Origin of the sequence: Streptomyces sp. NBC_00190, assembly GCF_036203305.1 — a bacterium.
Classification (GTDB): domain Bacteria; phylum Actinomycetota; class Actinomycetes; order Streptomycetales; family Streptomycetaceae; genus Streptomyces.
This window is the reverse complement of the sequence record NZ_CP108131.1, coordinates 7296730-7320570: the sequence shown is the minus strand read 5'-3', so window position 1 is coordinate 7320570 and position 23841 is coordinate 7296730. Positions and strand designations below refer to the sequence as shown.

Here is a 23841-nt window from a genome sequence, read left to right as displayed (position 1 = left end):
GGCGGGGGCACTATGTCAACTCCCGCGCATCTGATCCTGGACCGCCTCGGCCCGTACGCAGATGGGACACGGATCGGACGTGGATCGGCCGGGGCCCCGGATTTCACCGCGGGGCCCCGGCCCGGCGCTAGCCCTCAGCGCTCCGTGGCGCGGCTACTGCGCCCGGCGCAGCCGGTCGGAAACCATCGCGCCGATCTCGCGCAGCGGTTCCGGGTTCATCATGTGCGTGTGCTTGCAGTCGACGGTTCGGTAGTCGATCCCGGGACCGACGTACGGATCCCAGACCCCCGCCTCCAGTCTGTGGTCCGCTTCCTCGCCCACGGCGGCCAGCACCAGCGTCGGCGCGGCCACCGGGCGGTGAACCACGTCCAGGCCGATCCGGGCGTTGTTGAGCGTCACGTCCATCATGTCCCGGACCTCGGACGCACTGAGGCCGGCCAGGGCCGTGTTGTGCGTCCGGAGCATCTCGACGGCGCGCTCGTGGGTGAGTTCGGCCGCCTCCTCGTCCGTCAGCTCGAGGTCGAACAGGCCCAGCATGGCGCGGTAGATATCGGCGACGTCCACCTTGGCCATCGCCTCCTCGACCTCTTGTCTGCTGACTGTGCTGACCGGGTGGCAGTCGAGCAGGGCCAGCAGCTCGACCGTCCGGCCGCGCTCCTCCAGGATCTCCGTGATCTGGTGCGCGACCACTCCTCCGAAGGACCAGCCGAGAATGCGGTAGGGGCCTTCCGGCTGCACTTCCACAATGCGGCGCACATAGTCGTCGGCCATCTCCCGGACCGATTGTGCGAGGGCTCCCTTTCCGTCGAGTCCGCTCGCCTGGAGGGCGTAGACGGGGATGTCCTTGTCGATATGGCGGAGCAGACCGGAATACGTCCAGCCGAGCCCGCTTCCGGCGTGCACGCAGAACACCGGATTCCGGGTTCCCCCCGTGCGCAGCGGCAGTACGACGGCGAGCGAGTTCCCCTCGGAGTCACCGGCCATGCGCAGAGACAGACCGGCAACCGTGGGCGTTTCCATCATCGCCTTCACCGGGAGTTCCACGCCCAGTACTGACTTGATCTGCACCAGCAGCCGGATGGCCGAGAGGGAGTGTCCGCCCAGTTCGAAGAAGTTGTCGTCGATACCCACCTTGGGCACGTCGAGGAATTCGGAGAAGAGCGCGCACAGCATTTCCTCCCGGGGGTTGCGCGGCCCGCGGTACCCATCGGCAGCCTCGTCCGCAGGCGGCTCCGGCAGGGCGGTCCGGTCCAGTTCCCCGTGGTCGGTCAGCGGCAGCCGCTCCAGAATGACGACGGCCACCGGGACAAGGTGTTCCGCGAGGTGTCGGGCCAGATGGGCCCGCAACGCGATCGGGTCGGCGCCCGCATCCGGGCTCACCGGTACGGCGTGTGCGACCAGAACGGCCCCGCCGCCCCCGTCCTCGCGCACGCTCACGACGGCCTGCGCGACGGCGGGGTGAGAGGTCAGCACGGCCTCGATCGCCCGCGGTTCGATGCGCAGGCCGCGCAGGACCGCGTGCTCGCCTTCGTCCGCGACGAACTCCAGGTCGTCCGTGCCGGTTCCCCACCGCACCAGTTCGCCCGTACGGTGCATCCACTCGCCGGAGTGGAACGGGCTCGGCACACACCGCTGGGCGGTCGGGGTGGTGTCCGGGCGGGCTCCCTTCAGGTACAGCTCGCCGGTCACCCCCCGGGGCGCAGGACGCAGCCCCGCGTCGAGTACGTACGCGACGGCCCCGTTGAGGGGACGGCCGAGCACGGGACCGGTCACGCTGCCGACGGGCGTCGCCAAGGCGGCGGCACCGCAGCCCGCCGGGCGGTGGACGGCGTACGCCCGTGTCGCCGGCAGTACGCGAAGCCGGTGCCAGAGCGCAGCGCCGACCGGTTCGCCGGACAGCAGCAAGGCCGCCGGGTGGTGCTCGCCCGCTGTGAACAAGCCGGCGTTGACGAGCCGTTCGGCGGACCGCGGGGTCGCGGCGAGCGTGTGGATCCGGGCGGCGCGCAGGGCGTCGACGGTTGCCCGCGCATCGGCCGGGGCGGGCCCGCCGATCAGGTGCAGCTCATGGCCGTCGAGCAACGCCGTCAGTGCGTCCCACGCGTTGACGGAGGACAGGGGGTGGGTCAGTCCCACGCGCAGCGGTCCGGCCTGGCCGAAGACGTGGATGCGGTGGTCCGCCGCGAGGGCTGCCAGCTCGGCGTGGGTGACCGCGTGGGTGAAGGGCCCGGCGAACACCTGCGCGGCGTGCGCAGGCAGCAGCGGCTCGATGCGCTCCGCGTCGGTCACGTCCGTGTCGGTCGCGTCCGCCTCGGTCGCGTCCTGCCGGTCCATGTCCGGCGAACCGGCCGTCAGGACCGGCCGGTCACCGCTCGCCCGGGCGAGGCCGACGATCAGCAGTGGATCGGCCGCTTCGATCGTCGCGGTGTCCGGGTCGGCTTCCAGGGCCAGGCAGGCCGCGCCGGTCTTGAGGACGGCGAGCAGCCCGATTACCGCCTCGGCGGACGGTGGCAGGGCCAGGGCCAGCACCCGTCCCGGGCCCGCGCCGTGCCCGATCAGCCGTCGGGCGAGCCGGTTGGCCCACGCGTTGACCTGCGCGTAGGTCAACGCGATGCCGTCCTCGACGACCGCCGTCGCGTCCGGGGTGGCCGCCGCCTGCTCCTCGAAGAGCCGTACGACGGTCGTGTCGTCCGGCGTCCGCGGTGCCGAGTCCCGTGCCCCGGACGTCTCCCAGTGCTGCCGTTCGGCGGGGCTGAGGACATCGAACGCGCTCAGCCTGTGGTGCGGGGCGGCCACCATGGTGTCCACCAGCGCGGTCAACCGGTCGGCCATCGCCGCCGCAGTCCCGTGGTCGAACAGGTCGGCGGCGTAGCGCAGGGCCCCCGTGACCCCGGCCGGGGCACCGTCTTGTGTCATGCGCTCGGAGAAGGTGAAGTCGACGTCGAACTTCGCCGTGGGCGTCTCGATGCCGACCGCTTCGATGTCCAGCTCGGCCGGGCCCTCGTACGCGTCGCCCGTGACACCGAAGTCCACCATGACCTGGAACAGCGGGTGCCGCGCGGTCGCCCGGTACGGGTTGACCAGCTCGACCAGCCGCTCGAACGGCAGGTCCTGGTGGACGTACGACTCCAGTACGGCCTGGCGGACCCGGCCGACGAGGTCGCCGAAGGTCGGGTCACCCGACAGATCGGCGCGCAGCACCAGCGTATTGACGAAGAACCCGATCAGGTCCTCCAGCGCCTCGTCGGTGCGCCCGGCGACGGGCGTGCCGAGCACGATGTCATCGCCCGCGCCCAGCTTGGACAGCAGTACGGACACCGCGGACTGGAGCACCATGGCGGTGCTCGCGCCGGAGGCCTCGGCGAGCGCGGCCAGGGCGCGGTGTACCCGTGCCGGCAGTTCGAAGCGGACGGTGCCGCCCTGGTAGCTCGGCTCCGCCGGGCGGGGCCGGTCCGTCGGCAGGGCGAGTTCCTCGGGCGCTCCGGCGAGCAGCTTGCGCCAGTAGACGATCTGCTGCGCGACGGTGCTGTCCGGGTCGTCCTCGTCGCCGAGGATGTAGCGCTGCCAGAGCGTGTAGTCGATGTACTGGACGCGCAGCCGAGGCCAGTGCGGCGCGGTTCCGTGGATCCGTGCGCTGTAGGCCGCGGTCAGGTCCCGGAGCAGCCGTCCGGCTGACCAGCTGTCGCCCGCGATGTGGTGCAGGAGCACCAGCAGGACGCGGGAGCCGTCGGTTCCGTCGGATTCGTCCGTCGCATCGCCGTCGACCGGGGCGGCCACGTGCCACAGCTCGGCGCGCACCGGGATCTCGGTCCCGAGGTCGAATGCGTACGAGACGGCGGCCGCCATGCGCTGCGGCCACTCCTCTTCCGTGGCCCGGGTGACCCGCCAGCCGAAGTCGGCCGCTCCGGCGTCGCGCACGTGCTGGCGCGGTTCCCCGTCGGTCTCGGGGAAGACCGTACGCAGCGACTCGTGCCGGGCGATGACATCGGCGAGCGCCGCCCGCAGCGTTTCCTCGTCGACGGCTCCCCGCAGGCGCAGTGCCAGGGGCAGGTTGTAGGTCGCCGACCGGCCTTCGAGCTTGTGCAGGAACCAGAGGCGGCGCTGCGCGAACGACAGCGGGACCGCCTCGGGCCGCTCCATGGGCAGCAGGGCCGCACGCGCGGTCGCCGCGCCGGAGTCGATGCGTTCGGCCAGCCCGGCCACGGTCGGGGCGTCGAAGACCGCGGCGATCGGTACCTCGATCCCCAGGGCGCCGCGGATCCGGCTGACCAGCCGTGTGGCGAGCAGCGAGTGCCCGCCCAGCTCGAAGAAGCTGTCGTCGACGGTCACCCGCTTCAGCCCGAGGACGTCGGCGAAGAGCTCGCACAGGATCTCCTCGCGGGGTGTGCGGGGGGCCCGTCCGCTGCTGAGGATGCCGTAGTCCGGGGCCGGCAGGGCCGCGCGGTCCAGCTTTCCGATCGGGGTCACCGGCAGCTCGTCGAGCACGACGAAGGCCGACGGGACCATGTAGTCGGGCAGCCATTCGCGCAGCCGGGCCGGCAGTTCCCGGTGGAGCCGGGCGAGCCGGGCGGTCCGGGCCGGGCTGTTGGAGTACGGCGCCGCGTGGGCCGGTTCGCCGGACGGCTGTCGCCTGCCCCGGTAGGCGGCGACCGGGCCGTCCGCCTGCGGCAGGAGGACCATGTCGAAACGATGCGGGTCGCCGGTCTCGGACGGGGTGGCGACGGCCCGCAGGCCGAGCCGCTCGGCGTACGTGATGACGGTCTCCGGGTCCGCCACGGCATGCGCGGGTTCCGGCTCCAGGCCGTCGATCCGGCGGAGTGCTGCCGCGTCCTCGGTCAGTCGGCTGTTGGGGATTTTGGTGAGCCGCAGGCCGCCGGGGTGTTCCCGCAGCAGATCCGCGAGCCCGTCCGGTCCGCCGTGGCACTCCGCCCAGTCGATCTCCGCCAGGGCGTGGACCTCGGCGGGAACCGTCGGGGTCTTGCAGATGATCACTTCGTAGCGGTAGCGGGAGAGTTCGTTGTCGAACGCACCGCGCTTGAGCCGGATGTCCACACCCCCGATGTCCGCCAGTTCGCGGCCGAGGCCGGTGAAGAACTCGGGCGCGAGGAGCAGTTCCTCCTCGCCGGTCACCTTGTGGTCGATCTGGGCCCGCTGGGCCGGCAGGTCGTCGGTCGTGTCGGTGCCTTCGGCACCGGCCCGGACGACACCGGCCTGCATCGTGCGCAGCAGCCGCAGGTTCCGTATGTCGCCCAGGTACAGGGTGCCGCCGGGCACCAGCAGAGCCAGCGCCTTGCGGATGACGTCGGTCAGGTAGTCGGCGCTGGGGAAGTACTGCGCGACCGAGTTCACGACGATGGTGTCGAAGAAGTCCCCGGGCAGGCCCGAGGTGTCGTCGGCGGGCTGCGCTCTCAGTTCCACCCGGCCGGGGAGTTCCTGGGCGTGGTCCTCGATCCGGGCGCGCAGGCTGTCGATGGCGGACGACGAGAAGTCGGTGCCCCAGTATGCGGTGCAATGCGGCGCCACCTGGGAGAGGATCAGGCCGTTTCCGACGCCGAGTTCCAGTACGCGGCGCGGGCGCAGCCGCAGGATCTCCCCGACGGCCGAGGCGCGCCACGCGTGCATCTCGGCGAGCGGGATCGGGGAGCCGTCGTAACTGCTCGTCCAGATCCCGAAGTCCTCCCAGAACCCTCCGGTTTCGGTCTGGTCGCGGTAGAGCGATTCATAGACCTCCTGCCAGGAATCGACTTGGAGCCCGCTCTCGGCCCCGTCGTGTCCCCCGGTCCGTTCCCGGTCGGGTACGACGTACCCGACGAGCTGCGGGGTGTCGTTGTCCTCGCGGACGAGGACCGTGGCGGCGGCGATGCCGTCCTGCCGGGAGAGAGCGGCTTCGATCTCGCCCAGTTCGATGCGGAAGCCCCGGACCTTGACCTGATCGTCGACCCGGCCGATGAACTCCAGGCCGCCGTCGGCCTGCCATGTGGCGAGGTCGCCGGTGCGGTACATGCGTGTGCCGGCAGCGCCGAAGGGGTTGGCCACGAAGCGCTCGGCGCTCAGGCCGGGCCTGCGCAGGTAGCCACGGGCCAGGAAGGGACCGGCGAGGTACAGCTCGCCCGCCACCCCGTCCGGGACCGGCCGCAGGCCCGCGTCCAGCACGTACACCTGGGCGTTGCGCAGCGGCCGGCCGATCCGTGGGGTGCGTTCGGGACCGGTCACGTCGGCGGCGGTGATCCAGACGGTGGCCTCGGTGGGGCCGTAGAGGTTGACGGCTCCGCCGCCCTGCGCCCGCAGCCGCTCGGCAAGGGTGGCGGGCAGTGCCTCGCCTCCGACGAGCAGCCGCATGTCCGCCAGCCCGTCCGGGGCGTGCGCCAGGATCGACCGGTACACCGAGGGGGTGGCCTGGAAGACCGTCGCGCCGCTGTCACGGATCAGGCGGTGCAGGGCGATCGGGTCCCTGGCGACCTGATCGGTGGCCAGCTCCACGCTCGCGCCGCGGAGCAGCGGGGCGTGGATCTCGACGGCCGTGATGTCGAAGGTGACGGTGGTCGCGGCCACCATGCGGTCCTGCGGGGTCAGCGGGACGCGCGCGAGGACGGCGTCCAGGAAGTGGGCGATGCTCGCCTGCGAGATCACCACGCCCTTGGGGTAGCCGGTCGAGCCCGAGGTGTAGATGACGTAGGCGGAGTGGTCGCCGCGGACCGGGGTCCGCCGGTCCGCGTCCGTCACGTCGTCCGCCGGGAGGGAGGTCAGCAGGCCCTCCACGTCGGGGTCGCCGAGTCGGACCGACAGATCGGGCAGCGGGTGCGGCAGCGCTCCGTGCAGGGCGGACGTGGTGATCAGTGCGGCGGGCTCGGCGTCCGCGAGGACGTACGCGAGCCGGTCGGCCGGGTTGGTGGGGTCCATGGGCAGGTAGGCGGCGCCCGCCTTCAGTACGGCGAGGATCGCCACGACCATGTCCACGGAGCGGGGGAGGGCCAGCGCGACCACGCTCTCCGCGCCGATGCCCTGGCCGAGCAGGTACCGGGCCAGCTGGTTGGCCCGTGCGTTCAGCCGCCCGTAGTCGGCCTCCTGCGTACCGCAGCGCACGGCGAGGGCTCCGGGGGTGGCTGCGGCCTGCCGCTGGAACGTCTCGTGCACCCACCGCGCGGGCGGCTCGGCTCCCGTGTCGTTGCGGGCCACCAGGATCTCGGCCCGCTCGGAGGCGGTGAGCAGCGCGGCGTCCTCGATCCGCACTGCCGGGTCGAGAACCGCTGCGCGCAGCAGGTTTTCGTACCAGACGGCGAACTTCTCGACGGTGGCCCGGTCGAACAGCTCGGTGGCGTATTCGAGGGTGGCGCTCAGCCCCGCGGGCCGGCCCTGTGCCGTCTCGTTCTCCGCGAGACTCAGGAACAGGTCGAACTTGGAGTTGTCGCCTTCCAGCGGGTAGGGCGTGGCCTCGACGTCGTGCAGGCGCAGGGTCGGCGCGTCGACGTTCTGCAGCTGGAACATCACCTGGAACAGGGCGTTGCTGGAGAGCGAGCGCACCGGGTTGATCGCCTCGACCAGGTACTCGAAGGGCAGGTCCTGGTGGGTGTAGGCGGTCAGCGCGGTGTCGCGGACCCGTTCGAGCAGCTCGTCGAAGCGCGGGTTGCCGCTGGTGTCCGTACGGAGCACCAGGGTGTTGACGAAGAACCCGACCAGGTCGGTCAGGGCCTCGTCGGTGCGGCCCGCGATCGGGATGCCGACGGGGATGTCGTGGCCCGCGCCGAGCCGGGTGAGCAGGGCGGCGAAGCCGCTCTGCAGGACCATGAACAGGGTGGAGCGGGAGTCCGCGGCGACTTTGCGCAGGCCTGCGTGGAGTTCGGCGTCCAGGGCGAAGGTCAGGGCACCGCCCCGGTAGCCGGCGACAGCGGGGCGCGGCCAGTCCGTGGGAAGTTCGAGCTGGGACGGGATGCCGTCGAGCGCGTCCTTCCAGTAGGCGAGCTGCCGTGAGACCAGGCTGTCCGGGTCGTCGGTCCGGCCGAGGAGCTCCTGCTGCCAGATCGCGTAGTCCACGTACTGGACGGGCAGGGGGGCCCAGCCGGGGGCGGAGCCCGCGAGCCGGGCCTCGTACGCCTCGGAGAGGTCACGCATCAGCGAGGCGCGGGACGCCCCGTCCGCGACGATGTGGTGCATCAGCAGTACGAGCACGGGTCCGGATGCCGGGCCGCCGAAACCGGTCGGTTCCGGAACGAACAGCCAGGCCCTCACCGGCGGTTCGGAGTCGAGGCCGAAATGGTGACCGATCGCCTCGTGTACCGCCTGGTGGATCCTGTCCGGCGCCACCCCGGCGACGGTCAACGGCAGTCCGGCGGCGGCCGGGTCGAGCACCACCTGGTGCGGTTCCCCGTCCGTTTCCCGGAAGACCGTACGCAGCGACTCGTGCCGCAGCGCCACATCGCGCAGTGCTGCCCGCAGCACGTCCTGGTCCACCGGCCCGGACAGGTTGAGCACGAACGGCCAGTTGTACGCGGCCGACGGTCCCTCCAACCGGTTCAGGAACCACAGCCGGCGCTGCGCGAACGACAGCGGTACGGCATCAGGACGGGGCATCGGCGTCAGGGCCGTGCGGACTTGACCGGTGCCCGTCTCGATCCACGCGGCCAGCCCGGCCACGCTCGGCGTGGCGAACACCGCGCTGATGGGTACCTCGACGCCGAGCGCGGCCCGGATCCGGCTGACGAGCCGTGTCGCGAGCAGTGAGTGTCCGCCCAGCTCGAAGAAGCTGTCGTCGATGGTGACGCGGTCGACTCCGAGGACACCGGCGAACAGCCCGCACAGGACGTCCTCCTGCGCGGTGCGCGGGGCCCGGCCGGCGCTGAGTGCCCCGAAGTCGGGCGCCGGCAGCGCACGCCGGTCCAGCTTGCCGTTGGGTGTCAGGGGGATGCCGTCGAGAGCCACGACGGCCGCCGGAACCATGTAGTCCGGGAGGCGCTCGGCCAGGAAGGCGCGCAGGGCGGCGGTGTCCACACCGACCGTGCCCCGCTCGCCGTCCGCGACGACGTACCCGACGAGCTGGGTGTCACCTTGCCCGGTCTCGCGGGCCGCGACGGCGGCCTGTCGTACGTCCGGGTGGCCGAGCAGCGTCGCCGAGATCTCACCCGGATCGATGCGGAAGCCCCGGATCTTGAGCTGCTCGTCCGCACGCCCGGCGTATTCCAGCTGTCCGTCCGCGCGCCAGCGGACGAGGTCGCCCGTGCGGTACATGCGTGCACCCGGTTCGAAGGGGCAGGCCACGAACCGCTCGGCGGTGAGGCCGGTCCTGCCCAGGTAGCCACGGGCCAGCTGGGCACCCGCGACGTACAGTTCGCCCACCGCGCCCGTCGGCACCAGCCCCAGCCGCTCGTCGAGCACGTAGGCGCGCATGTTCCAGAACGGGCGCCCGATCGGGACCGGTCCGGCGGGCAGCTTCTCCTTCGGGCCGATCCGGAACTCGGTGCAGTTGACGGTGGTCTCGGTCGGCCCGTAGGCGTTGACGACCGTGACCCGCCGGTTGGCGGCCCGCCACTGCTGCAGCGCTTCGCTGGTCAGGGCCTCGCCCCCGAGGATCAGCATCTCGCCCGGCGACCAGTGCTTGGGCAGGTCGCTCAGCATCGGCAGGTGCGACGGGGTTGCCTTCAGCAGCGCCACGGGAACGCCGTTGCCCTGGGCCGGGAGGTCGTCCAGGCCGCTGAGGTAGACCCGGCCACCGACGACCAGCGTGGTGTAGAGGCCGGTGACGGTCAGGTCGAAGGCCATCGAGGTGGGCACCAGCGTCGCGCCGCGCGCGGCCGGGTAGTGGTGCGCGGACCAGTTCAGATAGTTGGCGACGGAGCGGTGCTCCACCACGACGCCCTTCGGCGTGCCGGTGGAGCCCGACGTGTAGATGACGTACGCCGGGTGCTCCATCTCGACGTCGATCTCGGGATCGGTGTCGTCGAAGCCGGACAGGTCCTGGGCGAGCGCGGCCTCGTCCAGGACGAGGACCGGCGCGGAGTCGGCCAGGATGAAGTCGCGCCGCGCCTGCGGGTACTCGGGGTCGACCGGCACGTACGCGCCGCCCGCCTTCAGTACGGCGAGGACCGCGACGACGGCGTCGAGGGACCGGGGCACCAGCACGCCGACGAGCTTCTCGGGGCCCACGCCCTGGCCGACGAGCCAGTGCGCGAGCCTGTTGGCACGGGCGTTCAGCTCTCCGTACGTCAGGGACTGGGCGCCGCACACCAATGCGACCGCGTCCGGGGCTCGCCGTACCTGGGTCTCGAACAGCTCGGGGAGCGTGAGCTGGGGCACCTCCACGGCGGTGTCGTTCCAGGCGTTCAGCATCTGCCCGCGCTCGGCTTCGGCCAGCAGCTCGACGCGCCCGAGGCTCAGCGACGGGTCGGCCACGACCTGCTCCAGCAGCCTCACCCAGCGCTCCAGCAGCCCCTCGACCGTCGAACGGTCGAACAGTGCGGTGGCGTACTTCAGCGCACCGACGATGCCGACGGGCGCACCGGCGTCGTCGTGTCGCTCCAGGACGTTGACCGACAGGTCGACCTTGGCGGTCTCGATGTCGACGGGCTCGCCGGCGACCTCCAGCCCGGGCAGGCCGAACTCGGCGGTCGGGTTGTCCTGGAGGACCAGCATGACCTGGAAGAGCGGGTGGTGGGAGGAGGAGCGATTGGGGTTGAGAAGTTCCACGAGGTGGTCGAAGGGCACGTCCTGGTGCTCGTACGCCGCGAGGCTGGTCTCCCGGACGCGGCCGAGGAGTTCCTCGAAGCTCGGGTCGCCGGAGGTGTCCGTACGCAGGACGAGGGTGTTGACGAAGAACCCGACGAGGTCGTCGAGGGCGTCGTCCATGCGGCCCGCGATCGGCGAGCCGAGCGGGATGTCCGTTCCGGCTCCGAGGCGGGTCAGCAGCGCTGCCATGGCCGCTTGGAGGGCCATGAAGACGGTGGCGCCGGACTTCCGGGCCAGTTCGGCCAGCCGCCGGTGCAGCTCCGCGTCCAGCTCGAAGTCCACCGAGGCACCGGCGTACGAGATCTCCGCCGGCCGGGGCCGGTCGGCGGGCAGGCTGATCTGCTCGGGGAGAGCCGCCAGTGTCTCGCGCCAATAGGCCACCTGCCGCCCGTACAGACTGTCCGGGTCGTCTTCGTCACCGAGCAGCTCGCGCTGCCAAAGGGTGTAGTCGACGTACTGCACCGGGAGCTCTTCCCACTGCGAAACCAGGCCCTGACGACGTGCTCCGTACGCGTCGACCACGTCACGCGCCAGCGCACCCAGCGACCAGCCGTCGCCGGTGATGTGGTGCAGCAGGAGCAGCAGGACGTGCTCTTCGGGTCCGAGCTCGAACAGCCATGCGCGGAAGGGGACTTCGGAGGCCAGTCGGAAGGTGTGACGGGCGGCTTCGCCGAGTGCCGTCGGCAGCTCCGCTTCCGTCACGGTGCGCCGCTCCCAGACGAAGGCCGACGCGGCCTCCGCGGCCTCCAGCACCACCTGGTGGGGCTCTCCGTCGACGGCCTGGAAGACGGTGCGCAGCGACTCGTGCCGAGCCATCGCGTCACTCAGGGCGGAGCTCAGGGCGGCCTCGTCGAGCCTGCCGCGCAGCCGCAGCGGAAGCGGCATGTTGTAGGTCGTCGAAGGGCCCTCCAGCTGGTCCAGGAACCACAGGCGCCGCTGGGCGAAGGACAGCGGAATCACCTCCGGGCGCTTCATGGGCGCCAGCGGCAGCCGGGTGTCGGCGACGGGACGCAGACCCAGCTCGTCGATCAGGCCGGACACCGTCGGCGACTCGAACATGACGTGGAAGGGGATCTCCACGTCGAGTTCGGTACGGATCCGGTTGACCAGGCGGGTGGCGAGGAGGGAGTGGCCGCCGAGGTCGAAGAAGCTGTCATCGATGCCGACACGGTCGACGCCGAGGACTTCGGCGAAGAGCCCGCAGAGGATCTCCTCCTCCCGAGTGCGCGGAGCCCGGCTGCCGGAGGCTGCCGCGTAGTCGGGCTTGGGCAGCGCCCGGCGGTCCAGCTTGCCGTTCGGGGTGAGCGGGAGACCGTCGTCCAGCAGCACCACGGCTGCCGGGACCATGTACTCGGGAAGCCGCTCGGCGAGCGACTCCACCAGCACCCCCGCAACAGGCCGGCCACCAGCATCGGGAACCACATAGGCCACCAGACGCTGATCCCCCGGAACGTCCTCACGAGCGATCACCGCAGCCTGACGGACACCCTCGAAACCCACCAGCAGCGACTCGATCTCACCCGGCTCGATCCGGAACCCACGCACCTTCACCTGCTCATCAGCACGCCCCAGATACTCCAGCTGCCCATCCGCACGCCAGCGCACCAGATCACCCGTCCGGTACATCCGCGCACCCACACCGAACGGAGACGCCACAAACCGCTCAGCCGTCAGACCAGCACGACCCACATACCCGCGCGCCAGACCCGAACCCGCCACATACAACTCACCCGGAACACCCACCGGCACCGGACACAAACCCTCATCCAGCACATACACGGACGTGTTCACCACCGGATGACCGATGGGAACCACACCATCCGACACCTCACCGCTCATCGACACACACACCGTCGACTCCGTCGGACCATACGCATTCACCACACGCCGCGACCCCGACCACCGGGCCACCAACTCCACAGGAGCAGCCTCACCCGCCAGAACAACCGTCTCCAAAGACGAAAGCCCCGACCCAGACTCCACACCAGCAGGCAAAGCCCCCAGCACCGACGGCGGCACCGTCACATGCGTGATCCCCTGCCCGGCCAGCACCGCCAGCAGCGCCTCACCCGCCAGCTTCCCGCCCTCCGGCAGCACCAGCACCGCACCCGACGCGAACGACATCAACATCTCCGACATCGCCGCGTCAAAACTCGGCGAAGCGAACTGCAGAACCCGGCTCGCAGCCGTCACACCGAACCGCTCGACCTGCGCGGACCCCAGACTCGCCACACCCCGATGCGACACCACCACACCCTTGGGACGCCCCGTAGAACCCGACGTATAGATCACATACGCCGGATTGGCCATGGACACACTGATACCAGGATCAATGTCCGGGAACCCCGAAACATCCCCACGCAGCACATCCTCGTCAAGGACGAGGACGGGCGCCGCGTCCTCAAGAATGAACGCACGCCGCTCCGCCGGATACTCCGGATCAACCGGCACATACGCACCACCGGCCTTCAGCACGGCAAGCACAGAAACGACCATGTCAACCGAACGCGGCAGCACCACCGCCACCAACGACTCCGGCCCCACACCCTGACCGATCAGCCAATGCGCCAGCCGGTTCGCCCGCGCATTCAACTCCCCGTACGACAACGACTCCCCGCCACGGACCACCGCCGTCGCACCCGGAGCCCGCACCACCTGGGCCTCGAACAGCCCAGCCATCGTCGCCTCGGACACCTCAACCGCCGTGTCATTCCAACCCGAGACCAGCTGAGCCCTCTCCACCTCCGACAACAGCTCGACACGCCCGATCGGCAACGACGGATCCGCCACCACCTGCTCCAACAACCGCACCCACCGACCCATCACCCGCTCGACCGTCACACGGTCGAACAGATCGGTCGCGTACTGAACGGCAGCGAGCACGCCTTCCGGGGTGCCGTCGTGACCGCGGCGTTCGACCACGTTGAGTTCGAGGTCCGCCTTGGAGATGTTCAGGTCCAGGCCACCGAGCTCTACCTGGAGGCCGGGGAATTCGAATGACGCCTCGGGGGCGTTCTGCAGGCCCATGATGACCTGGAAGAGCGGGTGGTGCGAGGTCGAGCGCTCCGGGTTGAGCAGCTCCACCAGGTGCTCGAACGGCACCTCCTGGTTGCCGTACGCCGCGAGGCTGGTCTCCCGGACGCGGCCGAGGAGTTCCTCGAAGCTCGGGTCGCCGGAGGTGTCCGTACGCAGGACGAGGGTGTTGATGAAGAACCCCACGAGATCGTCCAGCGCGTCATCCGTGCGGCCCGCGATCGGCGAGCCGATCGGGATGTCCGTTCCGGCGCCGTGACGGGTCAGCAGGGCCGCCATACCGGCTTGGAGCGCCATGAACACGGTGGTGCCCGATGCCCGTGCCAGAGCGATCAGCCGGCGGTGCAGAGCGGCATCGAGCTCGAAGGTCAGATAGCCGCCCCGGTACGAGGCCTGCGCCGGGCGGGGCCGGTCGGCGGGGAAGCTCACCTGATCCGGCAGACCGGCCAACTGCTTGCGCCAGTACGCCACTTGGCTTTGGTAGAGACTGTCGGGGTCAGCGGCCTCACCGAGCAGTTCACGCTGCCAGAGGGTGTAATCGGCGTACTGGACCGGGAGTTCGGACCATCGGGGGGCAGCACCGCGCGTGCGCGCCGTGTAGGCCTCCACCACGTCCCGGGCCAGGGGGCCCATCGACCAGCCGTCACCCGCGATGTGGTGCATCAGAAGCATCAGGACGCTGTCATCCGCGCCCAGTTCGAAGAACGACGCGCGCAGAGGCAGTTCGCCGGACAGGTCGAACCCGTGCCGGGCCGCTTCTTCCAGCGCGGCCGGAAGCTCGTCCTCGCTGACGACACAGTGATCCCAACGGAAATCGGCTTCCCCGGTTTCCAGCACCAGCTGATACGGCTCACCCCCCGCCTCGGGGAACACCGTACGCAGCGACTCGTGCCGGCCGATGACGTCACGCAGCGCACTGGCGAGCGCGGCAGGGTCCACCGCTCCCTTCAGGCGCAGGATGAGCGGGACGTTGTACGTCGCCGAGCGGCCGTCCATCTGGTGGAGGAACCACAGGCGGCGCTGCGCGAAGGACAGCGGTACGGCCTCCGGGCGCTTCATCGGAACAAGGGTGGCGCGCCCCCGCAGCAGGGACGCGTCGAGCAGCGCCGCGAGGCCTGCGACCGTCGGCGAGTCGAAGACGTCCATGATGGGCAGCTCCACGCCCAGGACGGTCCGGATGCGGCTCACGAGGCGGGTGGCGAGGAGGGAATGGCCGCCGAGGTCGAAGAAGCTGTCGTCGATGCCGACTCGGTCGACGCCGAGGACTTCGGCGAACAGGCCCGCGAGGACCTCTTCCTGTGGAGTCCGCGGAGCCCGCCCGCCCGAGGCCGCCGCATAGTCGGGCTTGGGCAGCGCCCGGCGGTCCAGCTTGCCGTTCGGGGTGAGCGGGAGACCGTCGTCCAGCAGCACCACGGCTGCCGGGACCATGTACTCGGGAAGCCGCTCGGCGAGCGACTCCACCAGCACCCCCGCAACAGGCCGGCCACCAGCATCGGGAACCACATAGGCCACCAGACGCTGATCCCCCGGAACGTCCTCACGAGCGATCACCGCAGCCTGACGGACACCCTCAAAACCCACCAGCAGCGACTCGATCTCACCCGGCTCGATCCGGAACCCACGCACCTTCACCTGCTCATCAGCACGCCCCAGATACTCCAACTGCCCATCCGCACGCCAACGCACCAGATCACCCGTCCGGTACATCCGCGCACCCACACCGAACGGAGACGCCACAAACCGCTCAGCCGTCAGACCAGCACGACCCACATACCCACGCGCCAGACCCGAACCCGCCACATACAACTCACCCGGAACACCCACCGGCACCGGACACAAACCCTCATCCAGCACATACACGGACGTGTTCACCACCGGATGACCGATGGGAACCACACCATCCGACACCTCACCGCTCATCGACACACACACCGTCGACTCCGTCGGACCATACGCATTCACCACACGCCGCGACCCCGACCACCGGGCCACCAACTCCACAGGAGCAGCCTCACCCGCCAGAACAACCGTCTCCAAAGACGAAAGCCCCGACCCAGACTCCACACCAGCAGGCAAAGCCCCCAGCACCGACGGCGGCACCGTCACATGCGTGATCCCCTGCCCGGCCAGCACCGCCAGCAGCGCCTCACCCGCCAGCTTCCCGCCCTCCGGCAGCACCAGCACCGCACCCGACGCGAACGACATCAACATCTCCGACATCGCCGCGTCAAAACTCGGCGAAGCGAACTGCAGAACCCGGCTCGCAGCCGTCACACCGAACCGCTCGACCTGCGCGGACCCCAGACTCGCCACACCCCGATGCGACACCACCACACCCTTGGGACGCCCCGTAGAACCCGACGTATAGATCACATACGCCGGATGCCCCAGATCCACCGCCACCCCAGGATCCGAATCCGCAAACCCGGAGAAGTCCCCACACAGCACATCCTCGTCAAGGACGAGGACGGGCGCCGCGTCCTCAAGAATGAACGCACGCCGCTCCGCCGGATACTCCGGATCAACCGGCACATACGCACCACCGGCCTTCAGCACGGCAAGCACAGAAACGACCATGTCAACCGAACGCGGCAGCACCACCGCCACCAACGACTCCGGCCCCACACCCTGACCGATCAGCCAATGCGCCAGCCGGTTCGCCCGCGCATTCAACTCCCCGTACGACAACGACTCCCCACCACGGACCACCGCGGTCGCACCCGGAGCCCGCACCACCTGGGCCTCGAACAGCCCAGCCAGCGTCGCCTCGGACACCTCAACCGCCGTGTCATTCCAACCCGAGACCAGCTGAGCCCTCTCCACCTCCGACAACAGCTCGACACGCCCGATCGGCAACGACGGATCCGCCACCACCTGCTCCAACAACCGCACCCACCGACCCATCACCCGCTCGACCGTCACACGGTCGAACAGATCGGTCGCGTACTCGACGTACACGTCGATGCCGGCGGGGTTGTCCGCACGGTCACGGCGCTCAAGGACGTTCACAACGGTGTCGGCCGGTGAGAGCCGCAGGTCCGTGCCCTCCATCTCCATCTGGAGGCCGGGAAGTTCGAAAGACGCCTCGGGCGCGTTCTGCAGGGCGAGGATGACCTGGAAGAGCGGGTGGCGCGAGGTCGAGCGCTCCGGATTGAGCAGCTCCACCAGGTGCTCGAACGGCACCTCCTGGTTGCCGTACGCCGCGAGGCTGGTCTCCCGGACGCGGCCGAGGAGTTCCTCGAAGCTCGGGTCGCCGGAGGTGTCCGTACGCAGGACGAGGGTGTTGACGAAGAACCCCACGAGATCATCCAGCGCATTGTCCATGCGGCCTGCCATCGGCGAGCCGATCGGGATGTCCGTTCCGGCGCCGAGGCGGGTCAGCAGGGCCGCCATGGCCGCCTGGAGCACCATGAACACGGTCGCGTTCGAACCTCGGGCCAGGGCGATCAGCTGCCGATGCAGCTTGGCGTCCAGCTCCAAAGTCAGGTGTGCACCCTGGTACGAAGCCACCGCAGGGCGGGGCCGGTCGGCGGGGAAACTCACCTGATCCGGCAGACCGGCCAACTGCTCGCGCCAGTAGTCGATCTGGATCTCCAACATGCTGCTCGGAGCCGCCAGATCACCCAGCAGCTCACGCTGCCACAGCGTGAAGTCGGCGTACTGTACGGGAAGTTCGGCCCACTGGGGGGCAGCACCGTGCGTACGGGCCGTGTAAGCCTCCGCCACGTCCCGGGCCAGGGGGCCCATCGACCAGCCGTCACCCGCGATGTGGTGCATCAGAAGGAGCAGGACGCACTCGTCGCCACTCAGCTCGAACAGCCAGGCGCGCAACGGGATCTCGGAGGAAAGATCGAACCCGTGCCGAGCCGCCTTCTCCAGTGCGGCCGGGAGCTCGTCCTCGCTGACCACACGGTGATCCCAACGGAAGTCGGCTTGCCCGGTTTCCAGCACCAGCTGATACGGCTCACCCCCCGCCTCGGGGAACACCGTACGCAGCGACTCGTGCCGGCCGACCACGTCACCCAGGGCGGCACGCAGCGCATCGGAGTCGATGGTGCCCTTGAGCCTGAGCGCCAAGGGCACGTTGTAGGTCGCCGACGGACCTTCCAGCTTGTGGAGGAACCACAGGCGGCGCTGCGCGAAGGACAGTGGCACCACATCAGGGCGCTCCATCGGTACCAGTGCCGTGCGAGCGAGCCCCCTGGCACCGGCCAGCGTTGCCGCCAGCCCGGCGACCGTCGGGGCGGCGAAGACGTCCTTGATGGGCAGCTCCACGCCCAGGATGGTCCGGATGCGGCTCACGAGGCGGGTGGCGAGGAGGGAGTGGCCGCCGAGGTCGAAGAAGCTGTCATCGATGCCGACGCGGTCGACGCCGAGGACTTCGGCGAACAGGCCGGCGAGGACTTCTTCCTGCGGAGTCCGCGGAGCCCGCCCGCCCGAGGCCGCCGCGTAGTCGGGCTTCGGGAGCGCCCGGCGGTCCAGCTTGCCGTTCGGAGACAGCGGAAGCCGCGCCACGGCCATGACGGCCGACGGGACCATGTAGTCGGGCAGGCCCTCGGCCAGCTGCGCACGGGCCGCCTTGACGACCGCCCCGATTCCCCGGGCGGCACCGGGGCTGTTCACCCAGGCAGAAGTAGAACTGGAGGGAATGTAGACACCGGACAGAACCGCATCATCAGCCCCGGCCGGGAGGATGACGGCATCGAAGTGGGCCACCGACCCCGGTGACCAGGTCGGCACGACCCGCAGACCCAGCCCGGCGCCCCGGACAACCAGAGCCTCCGGATCAACAGCCGGCCCGAAGTCCTCCGCGTCATGCCCGTCGACCACGTGCTCAGCGGCAACCTCGGCCACCAGCCGCGCATTCGGAATGCGCACCACACGCACCGGAACATCGATCCCGGCGAAAGCCTCAAGGTCCTGGCCCGGTTCCCAGACCACTTCACGGGCACCGGAAACGTCCAGTACTCCGGCCGGATCCTTGTGGAACACCACCTCGTAGCGATGCCGGGTCAGCTCATTGTGATACCCGCCCCGCTTCAGACGGATATCCAGCCCGCCAATCCGGCCATCCCGCCGGGCCAGCTCCGCAAAGAACTCGGGTGCGGCGACCAGTTCCTTCTCCAGCAGCACCGCACGGTCCACCACCGCGCGCGCCACCGCACCCCGGCCCGCGTGAACAGCCGCATGCAGAACACGCAGCGAACCCGCATGCCGCACGTCACCGACAATCAGCCGGCCGCCAGGAGCCAGCAGCCCGACCGCCCGGTCGATCACCCGCGCCAGATACTCCCCATCAGGGAAGTACTGCACCACCGAATTGATCAGAACCGTGTCGAAGAAGCCCTCCGGCAGCCCCTCCGTCACGTCTGCCGGCTGTGCCCGCAGACGGACGTTCCCCAGACCCGCCTCGGCAACCTGGCCCTCCAGACGCCCGATCACCGCCGACGACAAATCCGTGCCCCAGTACTCCTCCACACCGCCGGCCAGATGCGCCATCAGCAGACCCGAACCGACACCGATCTCCAGCACCCGACGCGCACCGAACCCACGCACCTGCTCCACGACCGCATCCCGCCAGGCACGCATCTCACCCAACGCAATCGGCTCACCCGAATACGAACTGTCCCAGCCCGAGAAATCCTCACCAAAGCCGCCAGAACCCGCCCCGGAATACACCGAGTCGTAAATCTCCCGCCACTCCTCCACCTGCGCCTCGGTACCAGACATCCCGACCGAAGAAGACACGGCGGAGTCCGCGGCATCGGGCAACACGGCAGCCGAAGCCACCTCAAGATCAGGCACGACATAGGCCACCAGACGCTGATCCCCCGGAACATCCTCACGAGCGATCACCGCAGCCTGACGGACACCCTCAAAACCCACCAGCAGCGACTCGATCTCACCCGGCTCGATCCGGAACCCACGCACCTTCACCTGCTCATCAGCACGCCCCAGATACTCCAGCTGCCCATCCGCACGCCAACGCACCAGATCACCCGTCCGGTACATCCGCGCACCCACACCGAACGGAGACGCCACAAACCGCTCAGCCGTCAGACCAGCACGACCCACATACCCGCGCGCCAGACCCGAACCCGCCACATACAACTCACCCGGAACACCCACCGGCACCGGACACAAACCCTCATCCAGCACATAAAGCCGGGTATTCGCCACCGGCCGCCCGATCGGCACATCACCCACCATCGGGCCGGCCATCGCCACAATGACCGTCGTCTCCGTCGGACCATACGCATTCATCACCCGACGCCCCGGCGACCACCGCGCCACCAGATCCAGCGGCACCGCCTCAGCACCCACCACCAGACAGCACAGATCCCCCAGCAACGCCGGAGCATCCACCGGCAACGTCGCCACCACCGACGGCGGAATCAACGCATGCGACACCCGACCCTCAGCCAGGACCCGCAACAACTCCCCACCCACCAGCCGACCACGCTCAGGCACCACCAACACCGCACCCGAAGCAAAAGCCACCAGCAAATCCCAGAACGCAGTATCAAAACTCGGCGAAGCAAACTGCAGCACCCGGCTCTCCGGCCCCAGCTCCAGCAACCCGACCTGCGTCACCGCCAGACTCGCCACACCCCGATGCGACACCACCACACCCTTGGGCCGACCCGTAGAACCCGACGTATAAATCACATACTCCGGATGCCCCAGATCCACCACCACCCCAGGATCCGAATCCGCAAACCCCGAAAAATCCCCACCCAGCACACGCTCATCCAGCACAAGCACCGGCGCCGCATCCTCAAGAATGAACGCACGCCGCTCCGCCGGATACTCCACATCAATCGGCACATACCCGCCACCGGCCTTCAGCACAGCAAGGACCGCCACCACCAGATCAACCGAACGCGGCAGCATCACCCCCACCAACGACTCCGGCCCCACACCCTCACCGATCAGCCAATGCGCCAGCCGGTTCGCCCGCGCATTCAACTCCCCATACGACAACGACTCCCCACCACGCACCACCGCCGTCGCACCCGGATCCCGCACCACCTGAGCCTCGAACAACCCAGCCAGCGAAGCCTCCGGAACCACACACCCCGTCTCATTCCACCCCGACAACACCAGCTCCCGCTCAGCCTCCGCCAACAACTCAACCCCACCAACCCGCACCAACGGATCAGCCACCACCTGCTCCAGCAACCACACCCAACGCCCAAGCAACCGCTCAACCGACGAACGATCAAACAGATCCGTCGAATACTCGACCTGCACCTCGACGCCCGCCGGCCCGGTCACCGGCTCATGGCGCTCGGTGAGCGAGATGAGCATGTCGAAGCGGGACGTTCCGGATCCCAGGACCTCGGCCTGTACCTGGATTCCCGGGAGTTCGAAGTCTCCGCTCGGCGCGTTCTGGAGGACGAGGGCCACCTGGAAGAGGGGGTGGTGACCGGTGGACCGCTGCGGGTTCAGCAGCTCCACCAGATGTTCGAAGGGCACGTCCTGGTTGGCGTAGGCCGCCAGACTGGTCTCACGGACCCGGCCCAGCAGCTCCTCGAAGGTCGGATCGCCCGAGGTGTCCGTACGGAGCACGAACATGTTCACGAAGAAGCCGATGAGGTCATCGAGTGCCTCGTCCGTGCGACCGGCCACGCCCGCGCCCAGCGCGATGTCGGTGCCTGCGCCGAGCCGGCTCATCAGGGCCGCCATGCCCGCCTGGAGCACCATGAACACGGTGCTGTTCGAACGACGCGCCAGCTCGACGAGCCGTTGGTGCAGCTCCCGGTCCAGTTCGAGGCTCAGCTGCGCACCCTCGTACGATGCCACGGCGGGGCGGGCGCGGTCGGTGGGGAAAGTGGACTGTTCGGGCAGCCCGGCCAGTTTCTCCCTCCAATAGTCGACCTGCTTGGACAGCACACTGTTCGGGTCCGACTCGTCTCCGAGCAGTTCGCGCTGCCAGAGCGTGTAGTCGACGTACTGCACGGGCAGTTCGTCCCAGCTCGGGTTCCGGTCCTCGACGCGCGCGGTGTACGCCTCGACCACGTCGCGCGCGAGCGGGCCCATCGACCAGCCGTCGCCCGCGATGTGGTGCATGAGAAGCATCAGGACGTGTTCGTCGGCCGACACCTCGAACAGCCAAGCTCGGATCGGTACTTCCGTGGCCAGGTCGAAGGTGTTGCGGGCCACCTCGTCCAGCGCGGCCGGCAGTTCCGCTTCCGTCACGGACCGCTGTTCCCAGGCGAGCCGCACATCCGCCGGATCGAGCACCAGCTGGTGCGGCTCACCATCGGCCTCGGGGAAGACGGTGCGCAGCGACTCGTGCCGCTCCATCACGTCCAGCAGGCCGGCGTGCAGCGCCTCCACGTCGATCCCGCCGCTCAGGCGCAGTGCGAGCGGCATGTTGTATGTCGCCGATGGTCCCTCCAGCTTGTGCAGGAACCAAAGCCGATGCTGCGCGAAAGACAACGGGATCATGAACTTTTCCTTCTTCCAACGAAGTCAACGAAGGCGGCGACAGAGGCACACGCGTCAGCGCCATACCGGTGAGCGCGCCAGGGCCGGTCGGCACCCCGGGAACGACACAGGGCCCGCCATGCCCTGGCGGGCCCTGCGGGTGTTACTCAGCTAGCGGGGATCTCCCAGGACATGCCGTCCCCGGACGGCACCAGACCACCGCTGAAGAGCGGGTCCTCGTCCGTCAGCTCGTGTCCGAGTGCCGCACGGGCCTGCACGCGGGCGCTCTCCTGCATGACCTCGCCGACGATCTCCGACCGGAAGAACGGGGCCGGGCGGTCCAGGCCGGTGGCGACGTCCCTGCCCGCCGAGTCCACGGCCTGCGCGAGCTGCTCGGCGGCATTGGTGAGCCTGTTGCCGGTCAGCGCGGCCTCACCGGAGGCCGCCCCACCCACCAGTTCCACGAAGGCCTCGACGTCGGTGCTACCGGTGTTGGTGATCTTCTTGGCCTGCCAGAAGTACGAATTCTCGTCGTGGTGCAGGTCGTAGAAGCCGACCAGGAACTCGTAGAAGAGCCCGTACTCGCGACGGTAGCGCTTCTCGAACTCGGCGAAGCTGCGCTCCTCGTCCACGTCTCCGGCGAGCACGCTGTTGATGGAGCGGGCGGCGAGCAGGCCGCTGTACGTGGCGAGGTGGACGCCCGAGGAGAACACCGGGTCGACGAAGCAGGCGGCGTCCCCGACCAGGACCAGGCCGGGGCTCCAGAAGGTGGTGTTGGAGTACGAGTAGTCCTTGCGTACCCGGATCTCGCCGTACGGCCCTTCAGTGACCCGGGTTGCGTCGGACAGCATGTCCCGGATCTCCGGGCATCGGTCGACCAGCGTGAGCAGCGCCTTCTCCGGATCGCCCTGGATGATGTCGGCCCGGTCGCGTGCGATGACCGCGCCGACGCTGGTCAGCGTGTCGCTGAGCGGGATGTACCAGAACCAGCCGTCGTCGAACGCGGCCGACAGGATGTTGCCGCTCCGCGGTTCGGGCAGACGCTTGCCACCCTCGAAATAGCCGAACAGGGCGACGTTCTGGAAGAACTCCGAATAGACGCGCTTGCCGCCGGTGTGCTTGTGGATGTTGCTGAGGTTGCCGGAGGCGTCCGCCACGATCGTGGCGGTCACCTCGTGTGTCGTGCCATCAGCATCCCGGTAGTGCAGGCCGGTGACCCGCTCGCCGTCCTTGACGACGTCGGTGACGGCGGACTCCTCACGTACGTCCACCCCCTTGCGACGGGCGTTGTCGATGAGGATCTTGTCGAACTTCATTCGTTCGACCTGGTACGCGAACGAGGTCGGGCCGGCGAGCTTCGGTGAGATGGCGAAGGCGAAGGTCCACGGCTCGGGGTTCGAGCCCCAGCGGAAGGTGCCGCCCAGCTTCTTGGTGAAGTTGGCGGCCTCCAGTTCTTCGGTGACGCCCAGGAGTTTGCAGACACCGTGCACCGTCGCCGGAAGCAGCGATTCCCCGATCTGGTAGCGGGGGAAACTCTCCTTTTCCAGCAGCAGCACACGGTGTCCGCGCATCGCCACGAGGGTGGCGAGGGTCGATCCGGACGGGCCGCCGCCGACCACGATGAGGTCGAAGTGTTCGGCAGTCGATGAGTTCACGGTCAGG

General features: G+C 69.3%; 2 protein-coding genes. Both read right to left on the bottom strand.

All coding sequences use genetic code 11. From position 1 onward, the window contains the following. Positions 1-153: 153 nt before the first annotated feature. Positions 154-22200 (bottom strand): non-ribosomal peptide synthase/polyketide synthase, encoded by a 22047-nt coding sequence (locus OG429_RS33980; RefSeq protein WP_328929087.1) that lies wholly within the window; start codon positions 22198-22200, stop codon positions 154-156. Between the two features lie 146 nt (positions 22201-22346). Further along, positions 22347-23834 carry a tryptophan 7-halogenase gene (locus OG429_RS33975; RefSeq protein WP_328929086.1) on the bottom strand — a complete coding sequence of 496 codons (1488 nt, stop codon included), beginning with the start codon at positions 23832-23834 and terminating at the stop codon, positions 22347-22349. Positions 23835-23841 lie beyond the last annotated feature (7 nt).